The 22,465-nt window shown below is 38.8% G+C and carries 17 protein-coding genes and 1 pseudogene; 2 read left to right on the top strand and 16 right to left on the bottom strand.

Annotated elements, in window-relative coordinates:
* Positions 1 to 42: 42 nt before the first annotated feature.
* From GNE10_RS00200 to GNE10_RS00190, 3 genes are all read right to left on the bottom strand, one after another.
* Positions 43 to 348, bottom strand: coding sequence for a hypothetical protein (locus tag GNE10_RS00200; RefSeq protein WP_185563118.1), 306 nt, complete (start codon positions 346 to 348; stop codon positions 43 to 45).
* 190 nt (positions 349 to 538) lie between these two features.
* Complete coding sequence (locus GNE10_RS00195; protein WP_185563117.1) at positions 539 to 1,924, bottom strand: hypothetical protein; 1,386 nt, start codon at positions 1,922 to 1,924, stop codon at positions 539 to 541.
* 218 nt (positions 1,925 to 2,142) lie between these two features.
* On the bottom strand, positions 2,143 to 3,627 hold the full coding sequence (locus GNE10_RS00190; protein ID WP_185563116.1) for a site-specific integrase: 1,485 nt from the start codon (positions 3,625 to 3,627) through the stop codon (positions 2,143 to 2,145).
* Positions 3,628 to 3,743: 116 nt separating this feature from the next.
* On the opposite strand from GNE10_RS00190, the pseudogene GNE10_RS00185 reads away from it, so the two are divergent.
* A pseudogene (locus GNE10_RS00185) lies at positions 3,744 to 4,844 on the top strand (nickel-dependent hydrogenase large subunit); the annotation flags it as partial.
* 235 nt (positions 4,845 to 5,079) lie between these two features.
* Here GNE10_RS00185 and proB read toward each other — a convergent pair.
* The 13 genes from proB to GNE10_RS00120 form a co-directional block, all read right to left on the bottom strand.
* On the bottom strand, positions 5,080 to 6,189 hold the full coding sequence (gene proB, locus GNE10_RS00180; RefSeq protein WP_185563115.1) for a glutamate 5-kinase: 1,110 nt from the start codon (positions 6,187 to 6,189) through the stop codon (positions 5,080 to 5,082).
* Between the two features lie 86 nt (positions 6,190 to 6,275).
* On the bottom strand, positions 6,276 to 9,044 hold the full coding sequence (locus tag GNE10_RS00175; protein WP_185563114.1) for an ABC transporter substrate-binding protein: 2,769 nt from the start codon (positions 9,042 to 9,044) through the stop codon (positions 6,276 to 6,278).
* A 79-nt stretch (positions 9,045 to 9,123) separates the two neighbouring features.
* A complete protein-coding gene (locus GNE10_RS00170) occupies positions 9,124 to 12,138 on the bottom strand; it encodes an ABC transporter substrate-binding protein (RefSeq protein ID WP_185563113.1) in 3,015 nt (1,004 codons plus the stop codon).
* A gap of 14 nt (positions 12,139 to 12,152) precedes the next feature.
* Positions 12,153 to 13,448 carry an ATP-binding protein gene (locus GNE10_RS00165; RefSeq protein ID WP_185563112.1) on the bottom strand — a complete coding sequence of 432 codons (1,296 nt, stop codon included), beginning with the start codon at positions 13,446 to 13,448 and terminating at the stop codon, positions 12,153 to 12,155.
* Between the two features lie 445 nt (positions 13,449 to 13,893).
* Complete coding sequence (locus GNE10_RS00160) at positions 13,894 to 14,433, bottom strand: YqeG family HAD IIIA-type phosphatase (RefSeq protein WP_099066415.1); 540 nt, start codon at positions 14,431 to 14,433, stop codon at positions 13,894 to 13,896.
* A 55-nt stretch (positions 14,434 to 14,488) separates the two neighbouring features.
* Positions 14,489 to 15,115, bottom strand: coding sequence for a hypothetical protein (locus GNE10_RS00155; protein ID WP_185563111.1), 627 nt, complete (start codon positions 15,113 to 15,115; stop codon positions 14,489 to 14,491).
* A gap of 169 nt (positions 15,116 to 15,284) precedes the next feature.
* The gene (locus GNE10_RS00150) at positions 15,285 to 15,857 is read right to left on the bottom strand and encodes a DUF3727 domain-containing protein (protein WP_099066417.1); all 573 of its coding nucleotides are present in this window, start codon (positions 15,855 to 15,857) and stop codon (positions 15,285 to 15,287) included.
* Positions 15,858 to 15,977: 120 nt separating this feature from the next.
* A complete protein-coding gene (gene ruvX, locus GNE10_RS00145; protein WP_221642680.1) occupies positions 15,978 to 16,475 on the bottom strand; it encodes a Holliday junction resolvase RuvX in 498 nt (165 codons plus the stop codon).
* A complete protein-coding gene (locus GNE10_RS00140) occupies positions 16,456 to 17,712 on the bottom strand; it encodes a GNAT family N-acetyltransferase (RefSeq protein ID WP_099066419.1) in 1,257 nt (418 codons plus the stop codon). The genes ruvX and GNE10_RS00140 overlap by 20 nt, the downstream gene beginning before the upstream one ends.
* A 204-nt stretch (positions 17,713 to 17,916) precedes the next feature.
* Positions 17,917 to 18,123, bottom strand: a complete 207-nt coding sequence (locus tag GNE10_RS00135; RefSeq protein ID WP_099066420.1) for a hypothetical protein — start codon at positions 18,121 to 18,123, stop codon at positions 17,917 to 17,919.
* 241 nt (positions 18,124 to 18,364) lie between these two features.
* Positions 18,365 to 18,853, bottom strand: a complete 489-nt coding sequence (locus tag GNE10_RS00130; RefSeq protein ID WP_099066477.1) for a hypothetical protein — start codon at positions 18,851 to 18,853, stop codon at positions 18,365 to 18,367.
* A gap of 166 nt (positions 18,854 to 19,019) precedes the next feature.
* Positions 19,020 to 21,176: a pentapeptide repeat-containing protein gene (locus GNE10_RS00125; RefSeq protein WP_185563109.1), complete on the bottom strand. Its 2,157-nt coding sequence runs from the start codon at positions 21,174 to 21,176 to the stop codon at positions 19,020 to 19,022.
* 55 nt (positions 21,177 to 21,231) lie between these two features.
* Positions 21,232 to 21,579, bottom strand: a complete 348-nt coding sequence (locus tag GNE10_RS00120) for a hypothetical protein (protein WP_185563108.1) — start codon at positions 21,577 to 21,579, stop codon at positions 21,232 to 21,234.
* Between the two features lie 441 nt (positions 21,580 to 22,020).
* Here GNE10_RS00120 and GNE10_RS00115 point away from each other — a divergent pair, with 441 nt between their 5' ends.
* A complete protein-coding gene (locus GNE10_RS00115; RefSeq protein WP_185563107.1) occupies positions 22,021 to 22,452 on the top strand; it encodes a hypothetical protein in 432 nt (143 codons plus the stop codon).
* Positions 22,453 to 22,465 lie beyond the last annotated feature (13 nt).

Raw genomic sequence — 22,465 nt, 5'->3', positions numbered from 1 at the left:
AATGATTGATTTGTTGGTTTGAAAATTGAGCGATCGCTTTTCTCAAATATGTTTAACGGACGGCTTATATTTATAACTGAGTTCGAGTGCATTGCAAAAGCTATTGAGGAGATTTAGCAAAGCATTATAGTAAAGGTAAGCATCGTCTCGTTCATCTTGGAGACGGTCATATAAAGTTAGCTCTGGCTCTGGGACTAGGCGATCTTTTGGGATATCTAAACCGGCTTCAGTTAAGCGCCCTGCCGCGATCGCAACTAGCAATGCCCCAATTGTATTGGACTCACCATTGTGAAGATCCCTGAGTCCAGGCAAGATGATCTCGGCTCCTGGCAACTCATTGAGATTCATAAATGCTTGATGTAGCGGTTTTGTAGAAAATTGCCAGTTAATGCACTTCCTAATTTTACCCTGAACAATTGAGCGATCGCTTTTCTCAAATATGTTTAACGTTGTTGTTAAGTGGCGACAGATATGACCGAAACACAGCGCGAAGAGCCTGTATTTCCGATGCAATGGGGTCGTTGGGCTGCTGCCGCAACTATTCTGTGTTGTTACAAGATGGGTACTGCTTAATTGGAAAACCAATTTCACTAACATCCATGTACGGCCCCTGATAGCCGATCGCGTAGAAAATGAGATGATAAAAAAGAACATTTATCTGAAAAATAGATTTAACAAACTTAGAGTTTTTTGAATTATGCGCTTGATAGGAATGAGCGCTTGTGTTACGAAGATTTTGCCAAGCCTTTGCTTGTGTGTTCGTTATCGCACCAGCTTTCTCTAAAGCTTTCATTTTGTCCCCAACACGAGGCTGACGCATTGCATTAATGGAGCCTTTAATACGCTCTTTAATTCCTGTACTATCGTTCCAGCCATCTATGTATTCCAAAGCTTTTTGAACAGCTTCTTCCTCTTTATTATTTAACTTTCCAAGCTGAGAGAATTCACTTGAAACAATACTCTCGATCGCAACTGTTAAAGTTAATGCATGAGCATCAATAAACATTCCACTACTAGCCTCGTATATAGCATTGAGTTGCGCCCAGAGTGGATGCAGAGGTTGCTCGTAGTTAATAATATGTTGAAGATACTTTGCAAAGAGACGACGAAAAACCTGAGCTTCGTTAATAAAATAGCCACCAAGTATAAAGGGAGGCTGAAAACGAGAAGTAACTGAACGTTGTCTAGGGCTACACAAAGTCACTTCTGTTGTATGACCAACCAGTTTGTAAGAAACCGCCCAATTAATTGGATACCCTAAGATAAACTGCAATGTTTCAAGAATACGCTCCCTAAGATACTTTGAAATGTTCTCTTCATTAGACATCACATTAATAATCAGAAGCTTCTTATCCTCTTTAACCAAGACAAAATTAAGTTTGCAGCACTTAAACTTCCAAATATTGCGAGACATAGATTTAGAGGATTGCGCTCCTCTTCCAATCGACTTTTTAGTTAATGTTATTTCGTTGCAAGGAATATTTATGTCATCAAAAACTCTTATTTCCAGACTACTTCCTCTGCACTCTACATACTGTGGAATTTCTCCTTCACAAATAATCTTTGGGATACTTCCTTGAACAATCAATTCTCCTGAAACAGACTTGTTAATATCAATAAGTATTCGTTCACAGCTCCATAGTCTACCCTTGTAGTCCACGGCGGTCAGATCGTAGTAAGCCTCGTTTGGAATTGTTTCTCCTAGCTGAAGATTTCTGTTTATATGGCTTTGGCTCTGGGCGCTTGCATAGAATTTGAAAGTGAGTTGATGGCTAGCTACTTGTTTGAGGAAACCAGAACCGTCAAACGTGTATGGATTCTGAGGCGAGCGACTTTTAACAGTTACTTTTGGGCAATCAATTTCCCACAAACTATGTTTTAGGCTTTCAAGCTCTGGTTCCGAAAGTTCAGCTTGTTCGTTCAACTTTACATACTTCTCCGTCTTCATTAAAACCCTGCCTCAGTCCTTGTCATAACTCTGCTGTACTAGAACAGAATTCTAACGCACCTCATTTATCTGAGCGTCTTACAAATAACCTTGGTATACAAACATCCTCTAAATATTTGCCAACTGTTTTAACGAAAGATAAAGTTTTTTTAATTATTCACCAACGATATAAAAAAAGTTATAGTTCGGTTTATTTAGATATTCTCCAAGAATTTTAACTTTTCAACTTCCAACTTTAACCTTTCATTCTCCATCCTAAGCGCCAATATTTCATTCTTTTGCAACTCAATTAATGACTTTTGACTAATTACCTCACCAAAGGCTTTTTTACGGTTTTCAATCCCAAACCAACGCTGATAGGTTTTTGTATGTTCATCAACGGTATGACCTAAATTGTCTGCTGCGGCTTTGATGGGTATTCCCTGAAGATGCGCTCGAATCGCGCAAGCATGACGCAAATCGTAGGGTTGAAACTCAATTCCCACTTTTCTAAACCATCTGGATATATCTCTCCGCATCCAATTAATATTTTGCACAGATGTAATTCTTGTCACCTTTTTTTCTAAAATATTTAATGGTTTGGGATTTTGTAAATCAAATAATTCTATCCATTCAGGTACAAAAGGTATAACTTCTCGATACCCAGTTTTTGTATTTTTATTGACTTTCCAAGTATGGTCTATATTTTGGGAAGATATCCACCAATTAATATCTGGTTGTACAAATAATTCCCTTGGTCTTAACCCAAAGGTTGCTAACATTCCATATACCCAACGCCACATTTCCCAGGTGTCGATTTCATCACTGATGTTTGTATTTTTGCGGTTGAGGGCGAATTTTTCAAATATGTCAAAAGAAGATACTATTTTCTCATCTTCGGGGATTTCTCGATGGGCTGGCGTGACATTATCCCGTGTGACATCGAGTGTAAATCCCAACTGAAAGGTTTTAATAAAAACAGAAGTTACGGCAATCAGTTCATTTTTTTTATTTCCCTGAAATGAATTAATAATTTCCTCAAAGTTATTTTTTGTAGCCAAAGTGCTTAAAGGAAAGTTTCTTTTAATAACAGATTGATAGTTAGCAAAAGTGTTTTGACTAGTTATAGTCTGCTGACGGTTTTGATAATATTTTTGGGCAAATATATCTAATAATTCCCCAATGGTTTTTATCTCTTGCTTATCTCTAGACTTAATTCCTAAATACTTCTCATTCCACTGGAAAGTATGACGAGCGATTAATTTACCTAACTCGTAACTTTCCTCGATCGCAGTTTTTAATCCTTCTAAATTTGCTGGTATCCCTAGAGACAAGTCATATTGCTTTTTTTCCTTACCTAAGCTGCTATCACCTGGTTTTAACGGTAGGGTAGCCCTTAACTGGAGAGAATTGCCAGTTTGTTTAATGCTAACTCTAACTCTATCCCTTTTTAAATTACTATTAGCTTCGACTAACTTCTGCTCAAAAACCGCTTGATACTGTAGTTCTGTAGCTTTAATTTTCGCCATTGTTCCCCTGTAGCTACCGTCTGTGGTGTTGTGCGGCTCAAAATCTGCAAACATATCGGCGAACAAATCCCTTGAGTCTGCGTTTGCATCATCATCTGTAGATAGGGGATATGTCTTTGATATTAAATTTTGGCGATTGCAATTACCCTGGTTTTGATTTTGCTCGCTCATTCCCTAAATATTCCCTTATTTATAAGCTGAAATTGTGAAAATAAAATGTTATTACCGAGCAAAATCACTTTATGTAATAAGTTACTCAGGAACATTTTGAGCATATCACCAGTTGCCACAGCAGTTATATGGTGCCTGGTGGCGTGATGTGCGCCCCCACTCTGACGGATATTACCCGCGCTTGGGCGATTCTGGAATATTTCCGCACCAATTGGTTAGAACCAGTTTGGTTGGGTTGTTCTTTAGAACGTTACGAACAAATCCAAAGTTATGATGACTTTTTGGATTGGTTAGATGAAAACCGCAATCATCGAGAATCCGATTTGGGTTTTTATTGGCGCATGGGTTTAGACATCGGTTTAGATAGATATGGCGCTGGTGTTGGTAAATATGTTACTTGGGGATATTTAGCCCACGAGGATAAATACCAAAAGCCTACCATCGAAGGACGAAACGCAGCGATGATTATGAAAAGTGGAGTTTATGACAGCTTCACTGATACTCACGTCTTAATGGATCAGTCCTTTACCCGCGAGAATACAACTCACTCCTGGTACGATGAAGGAACTGCGGATATTCATCCAGGCGATCGCACCACTAAACCCATCGCCAATAATACCAAAGACTTCGATAACGCCTATTCTTGGGCAAGTGCCGTGCTGCACAAAGATTTCGGACGTTTAGAAGCCGGCCCCCTAGCACGGCAATTAGTCGCAGGTGGCAAACATGGCGAATCTTGGCAACACTATGACCCCTTCATCCTCGATGTCTTCAAACGCATGGGTGGCCCTAGTATTCATGTGCGTCAATTAGCACGACTTCACGAAATTGTCAAGTTATATCGCCAAGCCGAACATTGTTTGCGCGAATTTAAATTAAACGATCCTTGGTATATCAAACCCAAAGAAAAAGATGGCAAGGGTTGGGGTGCAACGGAAGCAGCGCGCGGTTCTTTGTGTCACTGGGTGGAAATAGAAGGCGGTAAAATTAAGAATTACCAAGTAATTGCCCCTGGTACTTGGAATATCGGCCCTCGTGACGGTGAAGGAAAGCGCGGCCCCATTGAAGAAGCTTTAATTGGCACACCCATTTACGATTCTAGCGACCCGGTGGAAGTTGGTCATGTGGCGCGATCGTTTGATTCTTGTTTGGTGTGTACAGTCCACGCCCATGATGCGAAGACGGGTGAAGAGTTGGCGCGTTTTCGGACTGCTTAATTTAGTTATTTATCAGGTGCGTTAGTCGTAGGGTAACGCACCTCATATCTTGCACCTAACGGGAAAAACCACTAATACCCAAATGAGCGTGTCATATCAGGTTCGCCTAAATACTTACGATAAGAATGACGCGGAGAATTTTTAATCGTAAGTGATTTTCCGAACTTGATATCAGAAATTAACACTCTAGCTTAGGCAATTATCATCTTAAGTTAGTAGCCACTAAATTTCTATCCTAAGTCAAAACCAAATTATCCCGATGAATCACAGTTTCCGCACCTGCGTAGCCTAAAATTGTAGCAATTTCCCGTGAATGATAGCCACGAATTTTTTGCAGTTCATTGCTGTTGTAATTCACAAGTCCTCTGGCAATTTCGTTACCGTTGCTGTCACACAATTGCACTGCATCTTGTGTATCAAATTCTCCTTCTATTGCTTTAATTCCAGCCGCTAATAACGATTTTCCGGCCAAAGAAATTGCAGCGATCGCACCTTCATCTAAATATAATTTTCCTGTTGGTACAAGTCCGTAAGCTATCCAACGTTTACGCGCAGAAGTTGGTTCTGGTTGCGGTTCAAAATGCGTGCCAATCAATTCACCTTGGATAATTTTTTCTATATTCTGGGGAAATCGTCCTTGGGTAATTACAGTGCGGACTCCAGCTGCAATGGCAATTCTCGCAGCGGAAATTTTTGTTACCATACCGCCAGTACCCCATTGAGAACCTTGGGAACTTGTTTGGATTTGTGATTTAACTAGTTCTTGAATGTTACTAACTAAAGCGATGGGCCGTGCATCTGGTACGGAACGGGGGTCGGCTGAGTAGAGGCGATCGACATCAGTGAGTAAAAATAACCAATCGGCTTCTACTAAACTTGCAACCAAGGCCGAAAGAGTATCGTTGTCACCAAATTTTAATTCTTCTACTGCTACGGTATCATTTTCATTGACTATGGGAATCACTCCCAATCCCAATAATTCTTTAAAAGTATTATAAACATTGAGATAGCGGCTACGTTGTACTAAATCACTGCGAGTCAATAATACTTGAGCGATCGGCTGTTGTAACGTATTAAATAAATCATCATATACACGGATTAATCGCCCTTGACCAACAGCTGCTACAGCCTGTTTGAGGGCGATGGCTTTAGGACGTTCTGTTAACCCTAACCGCGCACAACCCACCCCAACAGCACCAGAAGAAACTAAAATTACCCGATGTCCCTGGCGTCTTAAATGACAGAGTGTCTCCGCCAAGGTGGCGATGGTAGAAAGTGCTAATTGTGCCGTTTCTGGTTGGGTGAGGCTAGAAGTGCCAATTTTGACAACAATCGTTAGTGACATCAAAAAAGTTAGGAGTTACGAGGCATTGAATTTTAGATGTGAGATTTTTTCTTTAATCCCAAATCCAAAGTTGTCATCATAACTCATTATGGTACTGCAATATACTTCCCTTCTTTTACCTCTAATAAAACTGGCTCAATCTCCCGTTCTCCTTCAGAACTAAATTTGAGTGGATAGCCTGAAGTTTGTTTGACCAAAAAATTGGCATTTTCTAAACTGGCGAGGATTGTTTTGCGACTGGAATCAACAGACAAATCTTGAATCAAAGCTTGTGTAGCATCATAGCTACTAGCAGTACGCCAACTGACATCAATTGTCCATAATTTTTTAGCTGTTTGAGCGTACTTTTTTGCTTTTTCGGCGTCTCTAAACCAAGGAACCACTGTAATTAAACCTTCTACTGCCTTTCCACCTTGGGTTAAGGTTTCGTCGCTATAAAGAGGATTAGTACTTAATAATTTTAGTTTGCGTTGTTTTTGATTTTGATAATTATGAATTGTATTATTATTTGCTTTAGCAATGTCTAAAGCAACATTACTATATTGTTGATCTGTAATTAAAACTGCTCCCTGTGCTTGCTTATCTAAACTTAGATTAACTTCCTTTTGGGCATTTAGCGTGCTTTTTGTTAAGTCTACCTGACGAATAATTTTGCCTCCTAGCTTTTGAAATTTATTTTGAAATTCTTCTGTCATACTTTGACTAAATAAACTTGTAGATTTAAAGATAACTACTCTTGTTAAATGCAAATTATTGATAGCATATTTAGCTAATTTTTCTCCCATTGCTGCATTTGAAGGTATAGTCCTAAAGAAATTCTTATTCTCCTGCAATGAAGTAGTACTACTAGCAGGAGAAATAAGCGGTATTCTTCCCTTTTTATATTCTGTTAAAGCTGCTTGTGTTGCTTCGCTAAAATTATGTCCAATCACTCCTAATATAGATTTAGTTTTGACTAATTCAGCAGCAATTTGTTTTGCTTTTTCTCGTTGCTTACCATCACCATCGTTAGCAATAATAATAGAAAGTAGCCTACCATTTAAGCCGTTTTTTTGATTAAACTCTTGTTGTGCGTGTGCCACACCGCGCAATATTTCTTCAGCAAAGTTAGTATTATCTGCTGGTACAACTACTGCTAAGGTAAAATAATTTTTTCTTTGCTTAGCGAGAGCATTATTATAGTATATTAATACTTCTGGATCTGTGCGATCGCTTTTTGTTGCTTCTGCAAATAATTCAGTAGCAGTTGCATAATTAGCGAGTCTAAAACTTTCAATTGCTTGGTCGCGATAGCTGTTATTTTTAATAGGAAAAAAAGTGCGATCGCCACTACTGAAATTACTGCTGGGATTGTCTACACAAAAAACACCTAATATTTTATTTTCGCTTCCGCTTGCCAAACATCGTGTTGACATACCAATGAATGTACCTATTACGGCCGCAGAAAATGTCATTCCTCCTGCTATTACAAGGTAACGAATACCTTTAGATAACCTCGATTTAGCTGGAGAGACTATTTCTATCTTCGAGATACTTACAGCTTTTTTTGATTCTTGTATAATTTCAATTTCTTCTGTCTTTTTTGGTCTGGAAAATCTCTGTAAAGGCAAAGATTTTTCAGTTACAGTTAAAGTCAAACTAGGCTTTTGATCGTTAGCTATACTATTGTGTTTTTTTTCCTCTAATAAAAACTTTTTTCTATCTTCATCAGTGAAATAATTTTCGGCTTCCTTGAATTTTTGTAATTCTTTAATTTCTTGTCGCAATGGATGACGTTGCAGTAACCAACGACCTACTAATTGAATTTTTATTTTATTACCTTCTGCATCTAAAAACTTATGGTCAACAAGTTCTTTGATAGCTTTTTCTATAACTTCCCTCTTAAATACACCATATTTTTGCAATATTTGAAATGGAGTTTCTCCAACTGTACCTATTTTCTGAGACTCTGCAATTGCAGAAAATACAATTTTTTCTGTAAAACTCAAACCATCCCAAAACCATGCTAGTCCTGCTTCTGCATTTTCAATTGCTTTATCAACAATATTATCTATATCTTCACGACCAATATGTGATTCATCCAATTCTCTAGCTCTGACAAAAATAGCAAAACAGATGACTTGGATAAAATAAGGATGTCCTGCTGATAGCTCAATAATGGCTGTAATCGCTTCCTGGCTATACTCTAAAATTCCCTGAGCAGGCTGAGTAATTAACTGTGTTGCACTATATTCATCTAAAAAATCAATTTCATGAATATAAGCATCTTGAAAAGAATTGAGTAAATTTGGTATGTTTGCTGATTGCCTACCAGTAAATATAATTAAAAATAGCTTTTGTTCTACTTCAATTAAAGAATGTAAGTAAATGAAAAAATTCTCCAACAGTGAAGCAGAATATTGATCGCTTAATGCTTCAAATTCATCTAATAAAAAAACTAATTTTTTACCATCTAATTGGTTGATAACTTTCGCCAAAAATTGACTATAAAAAATATATGGTTCATTATCTAAATCTTGAATACTAGGCGGCTTAATTTTTTGGTCATCTATTTCTAGTTGTTCAATAATTTCTTGAGCCAAGTCGGCTAATATCTTACAAAGATTCTCACGAGTGTAATCTTCTAAATTGAAAGCAATAAAAACAAAGTCTTCTAATTCAAAAGATTTTATAATGTTACGAATGATTGACGACTTACCGATACGTCTTTGACCATGCAACAAAGTAACTTTTATATGTTGGCTGAGATTATCTTTCAGAACATGAAACAAATCTTGCCGTCCAAAAAGTAGTTTTGGATCATCGATTGGACGACCGATTATATAAGGGTTTATCCGAGATACTAACTTTGCCATAACCTTAGGGTATATTACTTATTATTGTATCTAATTTGACAAGCAACGTAATTAAATCATTCGTTGTCAGTCAACTCAATTACTGGGGTGGCATAACCCAGTTTCCACCTTGTATTTGAACTAAAACTGGCTCTGTTTGCCGTTCCCCCTGAGAATTAAATTGGAGTGGATCTCCAGAAGTTTTTGTATTATTTACAACAAAATTATTATTTCTTAAATTATCGATAACTGTTGTCCTTGTAGAATTCGCAGATAAAGCATGAATAAGTGCTTGGGTAGCGTCGTAGCTGGTTGCAGTTCGCCAACTCACTTCTCCTCGCCATTGCTCTTTTGCTTTTTTGCCAAAGTCCTTTGCTTGCTGAGCTTCACGAAACCAAGGAACGACTACAGTTAGTCCTTCTACAGTTACACCTTTACTTAAAGTTTCATAGCTGTAAAGCGTATCTCCGCCTAAAAGCTTCATTCCTGATATGTTTCTGTTTTGATTTCTGATTCTACTAACTACATCGTAGTTAAACTTAGCAATTTCCAGAGCAGTATTAATGCGTTCTCTATCTGGAATTAATACCGCTGCTTGTGCTTTGTGTCTAAAAAGACTTCTAGAAACTTGTGCATCCATATCCAGTGATTTATCTGCTAAGTTAATTTCTGGTTTAAGCACTTTACCTCCCAGATTTTCAAATGTCTTGGTAAATTCCTCTCTCATGCTGTCGCTGTATGAACTCTCAGGATTAGAAAAAATAGCTACTGTTTTTACCTTCAAGATATTGAAGGCATATTCCGCTAATTTCTTACCCCCAGCAGCATCAGAAGGTAAACTTCTAAAAAAATTCTTTTTACCCAATAATTGTGTGCTGGTGCTAGTGGGAGAAATCACAGGTATTTCTGTTTTGCTATATTCTTGCAAGGCTGCTTTGGTAGAGTCAGAGCTATTGTGACCAATAATTCCTAAAATCGAAGAATCTTTCACCAACTGTGCAGCTACTTCTGTGGCTTGTTGTGGTTGATTTGCATCGTTGGCAATTTTCATTTCCAGCAACCGACCGCTTAAACCATTATTTTGATTGAATTCGTGCTGCGCTTGTGCTACGCCACGCAATATTTCTTGAGCTAAATTATCATTATTTGCTGGAACAGCTACTGCTAAGGTGAAAGGATTTCCTTGTTGTTTAGCACGAGCGTTGTTATGGTAAATTAATACTTCTGGATCTTTGCGATCGATTTTTACAGCTTCTGCAAATAGGTTGCTGGCTTCTTGATATTTTTGTTGTTTAAAGGCTTGAATTCCTTGGTCGCGGTAGCTATTTTTAATAGTAGGAAATAAAGTGCGATCGCCATTACTAATTTTAGTGTCATCATCTATACACAAAACTCCAAACTGTTTCTGTTTCCCTGAAGGACACTCAGATGAAAAGCGGTAAGCACCATAACCTACACTTACCACAAGCAAAGATGTAATTACTGCTAGTATTTTTTTTAAATTTGAATTTTTTGGATTTCTTTTTCTCTGATTACTAAGAGAATCATTTACTTCTGGAGTCGTAATTTGATTTTCATAAGTTTCAATTTCTAAAATTTTCTGTATTGCTGCTTTTGTGTTAGGTTCAATTTCTAAAATTTTGTTATATTTTTCCTTGGCTAGTGAGTATTCACGTTGAATAATTAAATTATGCCCGTATTCTGACAAAGCATCTAAATATCCTTCTTTATAAGAATTCTCATCCGCTTGAAAAAGTTCCTTGTGCAGTTCTAGAGATTTCTCAAAATCTTTTGCTTTCAAATATTCTTTAGCCAAAGATGTTGCAATATTAAAATTACTGGAATCTCTTTCTAAAGCTTGCTCATAGTGCTGTATTGCCAGGTCGTATTTTCCTTGTTGAGACCAAAAATTTGCTACTTCAATCAGGTATTTAACAATCTCTTCAACGGTTTCATTTTCTTGGGTTTTTAATTGCTGTGTTGTTAAATTTTGTATTTCATTTTGTAGGGAATGATATTCTAACAACCATTGACGAATTAATTCTACGGTGATTTTACGTCCGTCATCAGATAAATAATGGTTTTCTATTAACCTCTCCCAAGACTGAGATAACTCCTCTGTCTGATTTATACCATTTCTACCAAGCAAATCTAATGGTTCTTCTGGAAATCTTTTTCCTTGCTCAATAGCTATCTTTTGAGCCTCAGCTACAGCTGACATAATGATTCTTTCTTCTACTGTAAGTACCTGCCAAAAACTTAGTAAGAAAGAATCAGCTTTTTCAATTGCTTTTTTTAAAATGTCTTCTACATCACCACGTTCAACAATCCACTTTTCATTTTCTCTTGCTTGTTCAAAAATAGTAAAGCAAATAACTTGAGTAAAACATGGATGCCCTGCTGAGAATTGCAAAATTTCTTTTATTGCTTCATTTCGATATGTTAAAATATTTTTAGCAGGTTCAACGATCATTCGTTCAGCACTACTCTCATCTAGCAAACCAATATTTTGGTGTGGTGCATCCTTAAATAAATTCAATAAACTTGGTAAGTCGTTAAGATACCTTCCAATTACTGGAATAATAAATAATTTATCTTGATCTTTTAAAAGTTTTTTTAAGTAGGGGAATAATGTTTGTTGTTCAACAATATTTATCTCACCGTCATCATTACTTGCAACATCGAATTCATCAAGTAGTAATACTATTTTTCGATCCTGTATTTCTTGATAAACATTGATTAAAAAAACTTCAGAAAATAAATTGATATTTTCTTCCAATTGTGTATTTGTTGGTGTTTGTAAATTATCTGCATCTATGCCAAGTTTATCGATAATCGTCATAGCCAAGTCATAGATAATATTACTGAGACTTGACTGACTTTGGTGTTGCAGGTCAAATTGAACAAAAATAAAGTCATTAGATTGAATAAAATTTGAAACTTGTTTCAGTACAGAAGACTTACCAATCCTTCTTTGACCATGCAATAAAATAACTTTTACACCTTGGCTGAGATTATCTTCAATAAAATGGAATAGACTGTCACGACCAAAAAATTTATTGCGCTCATGTATTGCACGACCAATAATGTAAGGATTTCTTTTAGCATTTGTCATTTTATTTACCCATATTAATTACTTGGTAAAATAAGTCCTTTGGGTAAAGCAGCCATTAACTTTCCAAACCACTCCATAATCTGTGGAATTTTGTCTTTGTTTTTCCATAGCCACTTCACGGCTGTAATGAATTTATCCATTTGTTGCCTACTCATTAAATTGAGAAAAACTTTTTCTCGTGCTTGCAACCACTTTTCATCTGTTTGCCAAAGTTGTTGAATTACCCAACGCTCCATTGTCGATGAAGTGAAAGAATATATATTTTTCTCTTCATGAACAGTATGAGTTACTACACCTTGTTCTTCCAGTTTGATTAATTCCGCTTCTCTTTGACTAAAAATTAATTCAATACCACTCACATCAAATTGTTTTTGTTTGTGTAGGCGACCCTTTAAACTAGAAAGAGCCATGAGCATCAATAAAGTTTGTTCGACTTCACTACATCTTTCCCAAATATTTTGAAAAATTTGTTGGGTCACACTTTCAAAATCACTAACAAATTTATCTGCATTTGGCGCATTAGCAGTAATTAAATCTCTATGTAGAAGAAAGCCAGATATTTGCAACAAAGATGGATGTCCGCCTGTGATTTCTTTAATTGCTTCCCGTAAATCTGGTATTCTTAAACTTTTAAATATGTCGTCAATTTCCGTATTATTAAATGTTTTCAGCCGTAAAAATAAATAATGATTGTACCACGGTGAAGCGTTGGGATTGAGCTTAGGGCCTAGTTCGTTGAGACGCTTTAGGGAAGTAACAATCATTGACATATGTTGCCCTTCCGCAGAGTGAACAGCCAAATTACGGCACTCACTCAAAAATTTTTGCATTGCATCTTCATCATATTCTTGGGTCGTGTTTAGTGCTACATGAAAGTCATCTATTAGTAACACTAGATATTTATCTTGTACTTTCAGTTTTCGTAATATCTGTCGCAAACTATCTTTAGTAGGCTTTCCTGCTTGCAGAATTGTATTAATTTCAGCTTCCAGTGCAGATTGACCTGCTACTTTTTCTTTCACCAGAGTGAGTATTTCTTGCCAAAAATCTGAGGGAGTGAAAGGAGTAATATTCTCGCAACTGAAACGAACAATTACAGCTTGGGATGAGTCCATTCCATGTTCTTCCCAAGCTTGCGATGATTCTAGTTTCTGCAAAAATGAGGTTTTTCCCATCCCTGGCCCTCCCCAAATCGCTAGATGGCTGCGGTTATAAATTTGATCGAAAGCTGCGGCAATTTCTGATGCTCGGCCTGCGAAATGCTCTGGACGTACTGGTTTTCCTATAATAAAAGGATTTTGTTGTAACATTATTCAATAAAAATTTCAGTAAAATCTAGTAATTATACTATCACTCTTATGTAGCATAATGAAATAATTGCGGTGTTTGATGTAATATGCTTGTGTATAGACAAAGTTCATTACGTCTTTAGCCGCTTCCTACTTTGTGCAAACAGAAAGTTACGATTTAGGGAACTGCAAAAATCAATGATTTCGTTTCAAGTCGTTGACTGTTGACTATGAACTGTCAATAGTTAATAGTAGTATTTATACTCACTAATTCATAAGTGTTGCAATATGTAAAGCGCCAGACATCCTATAGGTGAACGCTGACGCTTTACGAGTTTATATTTATTTACTATGCGCTAGAGTCTTTTTTAGCTGACTCCATGTTATTAATACTTATGATCCCCGATTTTTAGACTCCAGCAAGATTCCTTAATCATTTCTTTAGATTTAGTTTCCTGATGATTTCTCAAGTTTTGTGAATTTTAGTTTTCTTTGGGGTGATGGAGGCTCCAAGGATTTCAGATACCCAAACTTCAAAATTTCGCACTGGATGAGAGCGCAAAGCAGCGTCTGGATGAATAATCGGTTCCACTAAAATGGTAAACATTCCTAAGCGATTACCTGCTAAAACATCAGTAAATAAGCGATCGCCTACCATTCCTACTTGATGCACTGGTAAATTCATTGCTTGCAATGCGGCTCTAATTTTACGTCGGGAAGGCTTAGCTGCACCCAAATAATAAGGTAAATTGAGCGATCGCGCAATTCCACCAATTCGCGCTTCACTCAAGTTATTGCTCACCAACCACAATGCAGTACAAGTACGAATTTCCTCTACCCAACTTTGTAGTTCTGGGGAAGCCATCCCCACACTAAAGGGTACTAAAGTTTCGTCTACATCCAACACCAGCCCCTTGAGACCATACTGTTGGATGATATCCGGTGTCAGATTTAATACTGAACCTTCTAAAATTAAATCAGGCTGCAAAAGATTGTTCCAGGTCATAGTCAACAGGCAAAATATAAATAGCTCCAGACAAAAGAGCGTAACCCAATACAGTTTAGTTAGTCGAACTCCATCCTGGAATATCTCCACGAACACTTTGAGATAAAATCCCTAAAATTTTATCGATCACTTTAATGTAATAATTATTCAAATCAATAAATATCTCGTTTGCTTCTAACTTCAAAAACTTCCAAATATCTCCAGTGGTCACCGCACCAAAAATTTTTTGAATTTCATTTTTCTCTTGTTGATTAAACAATTGTGCTGCTAAAATTGCTGCTGCACATTGGCCTAATCCACCTTTAATATTTTCATTTTTTGCTTCAATAATAATCACCACAGGCGCATTAACCGTTAGTTTTTCTTTAGAACGACTGATAATAAAATCACAATAACCATTCAGACTTCTTGCTTCATCTACATTAAAATCTACACCTGAAAATAAACTAATTGGATAATTATGCCTACGTCTTACCTCCAATAATATCGGTGTAATAATCATTTCTGAGCGAGCTTTTTCAGTGTTAATTGATAAAGCCAGTTCCGTAGTTACTTCTAAAGTATTTGTGAGTTTTTCACTAGGCTGTAGAGGTTCTCTATCCGCACACAAATCAGCTTCTTCATCAATACTGATGGGAAATGACTTTTTAAATTTACTTAATGCAAAATCGCTATAAGCCATTTTCAGTACCTCATAGCAATTTGGGATTATAAATCGCCCAATGTCCTATTTTAAAGCTAGACGGTGATATGACAAATCACACACAAAAGACAGAAAAATATTTCTTTCCCAGTCATTAGTCATCAGTCAACATCCAACCTTATTTTTCAGACAGGTTGAAAATTGGATTTTACTCTACTTCATTAAAAAGATGTTCTTCAAGGAGCGGTTGTACTTGACGAAACTCTTCTGGAGAAAGTAATTCCGGTTCGCCTGTTTTCGATATGCGTGCAAAAAATAATAGCGGATCTAAAGGTGTATAGATTGCATATTCTTGATGTTCATCATAGAAGCTAGCCAATAGCTGTAATTGCTCTGGTTCTAAATCTGCTTCCTCGTCTTCAATTTCTAAAGTAAAAAGTTCTGATTCTTCAACTGGTGGTAAATCACCTGCAACTGTCAGAGCATAAGCTGTATTTTTCAGTGTTAAGTTTTGCTCAGATAATACAGCCTGAGCAGTGCTAAAAATTTGCTCAATAATGGCGTCATCTTCTACGAGAACTGCTTCTTCTTCCTCGTCTTCACCTTGCCAAGAGAAGATTTCTACAGGTGAGTCTACAGGAAGCAGTAAAACATATTCTTGCCCATCTACTTCCAAGGTATGCTCTATGTAACATTCGAGCGATCGCCCTTTTTCATCAGTCAAAGTGATGGAACCGGCATGAGCGTTATCATTTTCTTCAGGAAATTCAGAGGAAAACATGGTCAAAATTTACAAACTCAATAAATACCAGCAACTTTGTAAATCGTTAAGCTATCAAATAGCTTTACACGTAAATCCAAATGCTGGCTAATAGTTTTCAGAATATCATGTTAAAAGGTATCAATACTCGATAGTTGCCACTGAAGTGTGAGAATTAGCACGCTTCATATCCAGCCATTGTTGCAAAATTAAAGAAGCTGCCTTGCGGTCAATTAAACCTTTGTGGCGTGATGGAGAGCGATTCTCAGCTATTAGCAGTTGTTCTGCTTGAAATGACGTTAACCGTTCATCTACGTATTCCACAGGCAAATTCAGCGCTTTGGCAAGTCTTTTGGCAAATTTTTGGACTTGACGCGCTTGAAATCCTAACGAGCCATCCATTGAATAAGGTAAACCTATAACCAGGACTTGCACCCGGCGTTCATTAATTATTTGCCGGATTTGCTCTACATCTTGTTCAAAAAATGTACGTTCAATTGTAGTGAGACCCGTAGCAATTAAACCAGTGCCATCGCATCCTGCAACACCAATGCGTTTGCCACCACAATCTAATCCCAAAGCTGAAATAAACGGTTTTGCTTGCTCTTGGGGTATCACACTACTTCTCCTGCTGTGCATCTGCTGATTCGGAAATCGGTGATGCTTCCATGTTATTGTTTTTTACCGAAAAATTAATCGGTTCTGACTTGCTTGGCTGTGGTCTATCTGGGGATGGTGATTTTCCTGGCTGTATCCAAGACATTCCCCCTGGTATGGGTTTTCGAGCCGGTTGTAGACCTTGTAGCATATCAGTCCACTGAATTCCTTCTAAGGAGACGAATTTTGACTCCCGTAGCTTGTGCCACACAGAGCGAGACATGATTAGTGTATGTTCTACGCGTTTTGCCCCAATTCGCTCCAAATATTCTTCTCGCTCTGCCTGATAATCTGAGGAAGCTAATTGTAAGCCTTGCTGAGGAAAATCTTGGGCAATACGAGCTAGTTGAGATAGTAATTCTGGATACAGCCAAGTATAGGCTGGGTGAACGGTTAGTGTAGCAACGTGGGGAACTTCCCCTTTGCGGTCAAGTTGCACCTGAAAATAGCCGATGGCCGCTTTGCGTTGCGGTTCAAACACGTAACCGCTGACTACTTCTGTTTTAGTTACCCATTGTTTGACGGCATCCATTAAAGCACCGAACAAACTGGTTTTAAAGTCGCGGGTATTCCGGTCAAAAACTTGACGCACCAAAGGTGGCATCGATGCCGTATCTAATTGATATAACAACTGAGCATCAGCATTGCTTACTGGTAACAGGTTGGGCAAATCTGGCTCTGCTTGCGCCAATTCAACCAGTAATTCCGGCTCGATTTCCCAGTATGTCATTTCAGCCAAACGCTGAAATCCATTTTGCCGATACAGTGCCAGCGCTTCTATGTCATTGATATTAACTTCCAATAGCCAAGTGCGAGCTTCCAAAATCGATTCAAAGCAATGACGTAAAAGCTGTGAGCCAATTCCTTGTTTATCAGCACCACCTTCTAGTAGCACTCGGTCGATGCGCCAAGTGCTGCGCGTGCGGTTAAAAGGTGACACTTGAATCATCCCTAGAAGCATACGCCCTTGCTCTGCTACATAAGCACAGAGGCGATACTGTAGCGGGTTAGGAAACCAACTCAAAAATTTGAGTAATCCATACCAGCGACGTAACCACTGCATCTGGCTGATGGCAAAATTTGCTCCCTTGGGAGTCAGGGCTGCGAATGACTCTTGAGTTATGCGCTCAACTCCGTCCAGATCCCGGTATTGGAGTGGTCGGATAACAACGCTGAGATTTCGGGGAAGTAATGAAGTCATTTTAATTCGAGCCGCCATTTAGCCTTAACTAACTGCTCTTTGTCAGAACTGCTGCAATCATCTTAACTACTTTCTGCTCTTGACTATTGCGTCAAAAGGGTGATTTCAGTAACTTAATACTTAAAAAAGCAGAAAAAGCAGATTTTGTGAGAACGCCAATGACGTTAACTCCACAACATCTGCCTTTATTTTATTTGAAATTTGATTAAAGTATGTGTATATTTATAAGCCTTGTCGAGAAACTAGCTTTTCATAGTTAGCTTGGCTTTGAAGGAGTAGTTGCTGGCGGCTATCGAAGAGTGTTTGTTTCAGGGGTGGAACAAGATTACGAGCTTGCAGAGTCATGTGTAGTTGTAGATTAGCGACATATTCACTGAAATCTTGATTCATTTCATCTGCGATCGCATCTGTTAACAAGTTTGATTCCATTGCCACTGTGTTCTCCTGTGTTAATCCTTTGCTGTCTCTGGACACCATCAAAAATTATCACGTTGCGTGGACTAACTTTTTAATTTGCAATGAACTTTAACGCTTCTTTAGAGATACCGATGTCTAGCTTGAAAAGTTCACAGCTGCGCCGCCGTTACCAAGCCAGAAGATTCCGACGCAAGGCAACAGCATCACACCGACTCGACTTTTCACTACAACCAGCTACGCCAACGCCAACCCATCAAAATCTTAAACCAATGCCACCTTGCACAGAAATAGCTGTACCACCACTATCACGGTAAGCATCAAAAGCGATGATCGCGTTGCCAAAAAGCACAGTATTGCTATTGGGAATCACATAATCAATTCCCGGCTGTAAAGCAAAACTAATCTTGTCGCCCACAGGAGAATCATCACCAGCTAACACCAACCCAGCACCCAAATAGGCATCAGCTTGCCAATTCAGGGGTACATCATAAGAAACCGTTGGTACAACTGCCGTACCATTACCAATTAAAACTTGGGCACGCAGAGAAATTGGCGCTTCCAAAAGCTTGTAACGCCCAGCTATCACCCCCCCAATTTGGACACCATCAGTAATACCGATGCTTGGGCCGATACCAATATAACTGCCATACGCTACTTGAGCCTGTGCTGGTTTAGCACTCAAAGCTAAACTCAACACCAAACCAGCTCCCAAAACAGAAAGCGAATATGGAACATATTTCATAGCCCAATTCCTCACACCATTTTTTTGTAATTTGTCGTCGGGCATAGGGCATAGAGCATGGGAAGAGGACAAGGGAACAAGGGTAAAAAATTGTTGCAATTTGTCTACTTGTCTACTTGTCTCCTTGTCTCCTTGTCTCCCTCATCTCCCCACTCCTCATTCCATTCTACGGGCAACGGGGATGAATGCCACCTTGTGTACAAATATACGCTAGCTGTTTGGAATCTAAATTTTTGGCTTGAGAAAAATCAACGCCTTGGACTACGGCGGATACCGAGCCTAAGTCTGGGGTTTGGACAAATTGATCGGCTGGATCTTGTTTGGTGGGAGCGAGAATTGTTCCTTGAAAATTAGCTCCTGCTACATTCGCTCCCCGTAAATCTGCAAGACTGAGGTCGGCATTTTGCAAGTTAGCGTTTTCCATCTGGGCAGAACGCAAAACAGCACCAGTCAAACGAGTAGCACTCAGGTTTGCATTGCTAAGATTAGCTCGATCCAAATATGCCCCTGATAAATCTGCCCCTTCCCAATCGGTGTTAGTTAAATTAGCAAAGGATAATTGTGTTCCTATGGCACTGACGCGACCTAAGCGCGCAGCGTACAAATTTGCTTCGTTCAACTTGGCGTCACCTAAATCTGCTCCGGTTAAGCTGGCTTGTTCCAAAACTGCATTTCGCAAATCGGCTCCCACTAATTGGGTGCTGTTGAGCCTCGCTTCATATAAACGGGCATTGGATAAATTAGCTCTGTTGAGGGTAGCGCGGCTTAAATCAGTACGGTTCATCATCACCCGGCTGAGGTTGGCATCAGTGAGATTAGCTTGCTGCAACTGAGCTTGACTTAAATCAGCCATCACATCGTCGAAGGTATCCCACCGGCCATCCTCTCCCATACCCCGAAAACGGGCACCCTTGAGATTGGCTTGGTTCAAATTTGCAGATTTTAATTTCACTCCTGACAAATCAATACCATCTAGAGCCAAGTTGAATAAGGAAGTACCTGGAGTACCGCTTTGACCTAATTGGATGCGACTCAGGTCAACGCCCTCGATTTTTCCAGTGTAAACAGATAGTATTTTATTGATTGTCCGCTGATTTCTTTGTAGCCGTCCTTGGCGCAGTTCTCGTTCTTGAGTTGCGCTGCTGTTCAAAGACTCTAATTCACTCACTAGAAACTGATTCTTATTTTTTAATTCGGGAATGGCTTTCGGGCCGACACTTGTCAAGGCTTGTTGAATGGTATCCACCAAACTGGGATTGGTTTCCTTCACCAAAAGATCCGCAAGAAATTGAATTGATTGTGGGTCTTTGAGACCACCCAATGCCAAAATTGCACTTTGACGTTGCTCAGTGGTAGCTCCAGAGTCGGGACTCAGTTGTTTGACAAGTTCTAGGAACTGTTGACCGTTGATTTGTTTGGTTGTTCGCTGGGATTGTTGGATTTGGATATAGACTTGAGTACCTATTAAAGTTGCTAACACAGCAGTCATACTTGTTAGCCCTACCCCAAACAAAGTCAGATTGGGATTTTGCTGTATCCGTCGCCATAAACGAGATATCTGAGTTGGTGCGGCGGAGGCTAGTTCTTCATTTCCCTGTGGCCATTCCTGTGCTTGTTGGTCGCTATCTCCAACAGACTGGGCTTGTCTGTTAGTTAACAATGGAGAAGGGCGAGTTGCATCTATGGTATAAGTACCTGCTAGTCGATTGTGCAGGGCGCGACGCCTTCCCCGACGGGACGGTAAAGCTATTCCTTCACCTAGCACCATCAACACAGCCAAAAAAGTGAATAGTCCTAAATTCGGAAAAGCGAAACTGTAACGCCACAACAGATAAGCAATGGAAACGGGTACAGTCCAACGACCAATTCCTTCTCTAATCACAACCGCTCCCAAACCAGGAGGCGCTCCTTGCTCGTTGACAACCCGTATTCCTAACCAACGTTTGGGAATTGTGCTACCAGTCTTAGCCAGTAAATACAATTGCCACCAGGAAAGGGTTACAGGCGCTAATAAGGCTATTGTCCACAAAAAATTAGTCGGCCAGGCTACGTTACGAATACCATAGCTAACAGGTAAAGCCAATGGTCTGGCGATCGCTCTTTCTGTTGTTACCAGCACAGGATTGAGCGGCACTCGATTGAAATCACTCCTCGAATTGAGATAGACACCAATGCCAAAGGGAATCAACCCACTGGTAACCACTAGTGTGATTTCAGCCGCCCAAGCAGCAAAACGCCTGCTAGCTAGCATTAGCGAATTGGCTTTTTCCGGTTCTTGTGACTGACCAGATTGATTACTTCTCCTCACAGTTGGTGTCGTCATTGCATAATTCCCTTTGACATTATTTCTAGGTCTGGATTGGCAAAATTAAAATAGACTATTGCTTACGTTGAAAGCTACTAGATACAAAAAATTTGTATCCAAGATACACTAACACTGCTAAAAGTGCCAGACTGATTACAGATGCAACCAGTTTAAATACCGCTTGCACTATGGCCAAGCCCAACAGCACTGCTACACCCGAAAATACCAGCTTTTTTGTAGCTGATAAACCGCTAAACCAAATGCGAAATCGCTCCAGTTGCAAGTTGAAGTTAGCAAAGCTAAACTCAAATGTTTGTTTTTGCTCTTCTGGTGATTGAGGAACCACCTGTGGTGAAGCATTAATTTCTGCCTCTAGCTTATCGAGGCGACGTTGCAAGTCTTCTTCTCTTTGAGGATTCATAAATTTTTCTACCCCAGCTAGGACACTTATTCAACAACATACCAACCAAATTTTATTTTGGTGCTTGTGTTAGTGATTTTAGCTAATGTCTGTGCCTGCAAGACCTTTATCAGTGGGGAGAAATTATGTTTTTTTCTTCTTATTTTTCAGCCTGCTTTCTGCACACAGTATTATTACTATTAAAATGTAATAAACATTACTTATTAAACATGATGTCAACGATGGAGTCCTAATTTTCCATATTATTAATAGTGATTGATTAAATCAATTCATTAACTATACGTTTATACTCCAAATTTTTCTCAATTCTATAAATAATCCTTTATTTGGGAGTATTAAAAGATACTATAGCTTAGGGAACAAAATAGAAATTATTGTTGTCTATTATGTCAGCGTATATATAACTATATTGCTCTAGAAAAATCTGGAGCATTGATTAAAATGAAGACTTTTAGTCTATTGACAATTATTCCTATAGCTTTAGTGATGAGTTTAACGCTCGCTGAGGTGAATTTAGCACAGACACCCAAGATAGAAATTAATCGGAATCTGCAACCAGATCCGGTAATTTTGAACGGAAAATCTGGGGGGTCTGTCAAAAGTAATTGTGGTAATATTACCACTGCACCCAATCAAATTATCCAAGTTACCGAGTCTCTGCCTTACTTACGATTATCAGTGGAGAGCCAAGGTCAGCCAACACTGTTGATTGATGGCCCTGGAGGAAAGTTTTGCGTACAACCAGATAGTTACTCTGGGGGCAAGCCAGAACTTTCTGGTTACTGGCAGGCAGGAAGGTATTCACTGTATGTAGGCGAACTCTCTGGGCAACAGTATAACTACATCCTTTCAATTTCGCAACAAAAGAAATAGTCATTTGTCCTTT

Source organism: Nostoc sp. 2RC, from assembly GCF_014222165.1.
Taxonomy (GTDB): domain Bacteria; phylum Cyanobacteriota; class Cyanobacteriia; order Cyanobacteriales; family Nostocaceae; genus Nostoc; species Nostoc linckia.
Note: the sequence above shows the minus strand (reverse complement) of the source record. Positions and strands in the feature narration are given on the sequence as shown.

Bases quoted from the DNA above. Each gene is read 5' to 3' on its own strand.
- GNE10_RS00200 (WP_185563118.1), bottom strand. From the start codon at position 348: ATGAATCTCAATGAGTTGCCAGGAGCCGAGATCATCTTGCCTGGACTC.
- GNE10_RS00190 (WP_185563116.1), bottom strand. From the start codon at position 3,627: ATGAGCGAGCAAAATCAAAACCAGGGTAATTGCAATCGCCAAAATTTA.
- proB (WP_185563115.1), bottom strand. From the start codon at position 6,189: ATGTCACTAACGATTGTTGTCAAAATTGGCACTTCTAGCCTCACCCAA.
- GNE10_RS00175 (WP_185563114.1), bottom strand. From the start codon at position 9,044: ATGGCAAAGTTAGTATCTCGGATAAACCCTTATATAATCGGTCGTCCA.
- GNE10_RS00170 (WP_185563113.1), bottom strand. From the start codon at position 12,138: ATGACAAATGCTAAAAGAAATCCTTACATTATTGGTCGTGCAATACAT.
- GNE10_RS00165 (WP_185563112.1), bottom strand. From the start codon at position 13,448: ATGTTACAACAAAATCCTTTTATTATAGGAAAACCAGTACGTCCAGAG.
- GNE10_RS00160 (WP_099066415.1), bottom strand. From the start codon at position 14,433: ATGACCTGGAACAATCTTTTGCAGCCTGATTTAATTTTAGAAGGTTCA.
- GNE10_RS00155 (WP_185563111.1), bottom strand. From the start codon at position 15,115: ATGGCTTATAGCGATTTTGCATTAAGTAAATTTAAAAAGTCATTTCCC.
- GNE10_RS00150 (WP_099066417.1), bottom strand. From the start codon at position 15,857: ATGTTTTCCTCTGAATTTCCTGAAGAAAATGATAACGCTCATGCCGGT.
- ruvX (WP_221642680.1), bottom strand. From the start codon at position 16,475: ATGCACAGCAGGAGAAGTAGTGTGATACCCCAAGAGCAAGCAAAACCG.
- GNE10_RS00140 (WP_099066419.1), bottom strand. From the start codon at position 17,712: ATGGCGGCTCGAATTAAAATGACTTCATTACTTCCCCGAAATCTCAGC.
- GNE10_RS00135 (WP_099066420.1), bottom strand. From the start codon at position 18,123: ATGGAATCAAACTTGTTAACAGATGCGATCGCAGATGAAATGAATCAA.
- GNE10_RS00130 (WP_099066477.1), bottom strand. From the start codon at position 18,853: ATGAAATATGTTCCATATTCGCTTTCTGTTTTGGGAGCTGGTTTGGTG.
- GNE10_RS00125 (WP_185563109.1), bottom strand. From the start codon at position 21,176: ATGACGACACCAACTGTGAGGAGAAGTAATCAATCTGGTCAGTCACAA.
- GNE10_RS00120 (WP_185563108.1), bottom strand. From the start codon at position 21,579: ATGAATCCTCAAAGAGAAGAAGACTTGCAACGTCGCCTCGATAAGCTA.
- GNE10_RS00115 (WP_185563107.1), top strand. From the start codon at position 22,021: ATGAAGACTTTTAGTCTATTGACAATTATTCCTATAGCTTTAGTGATG.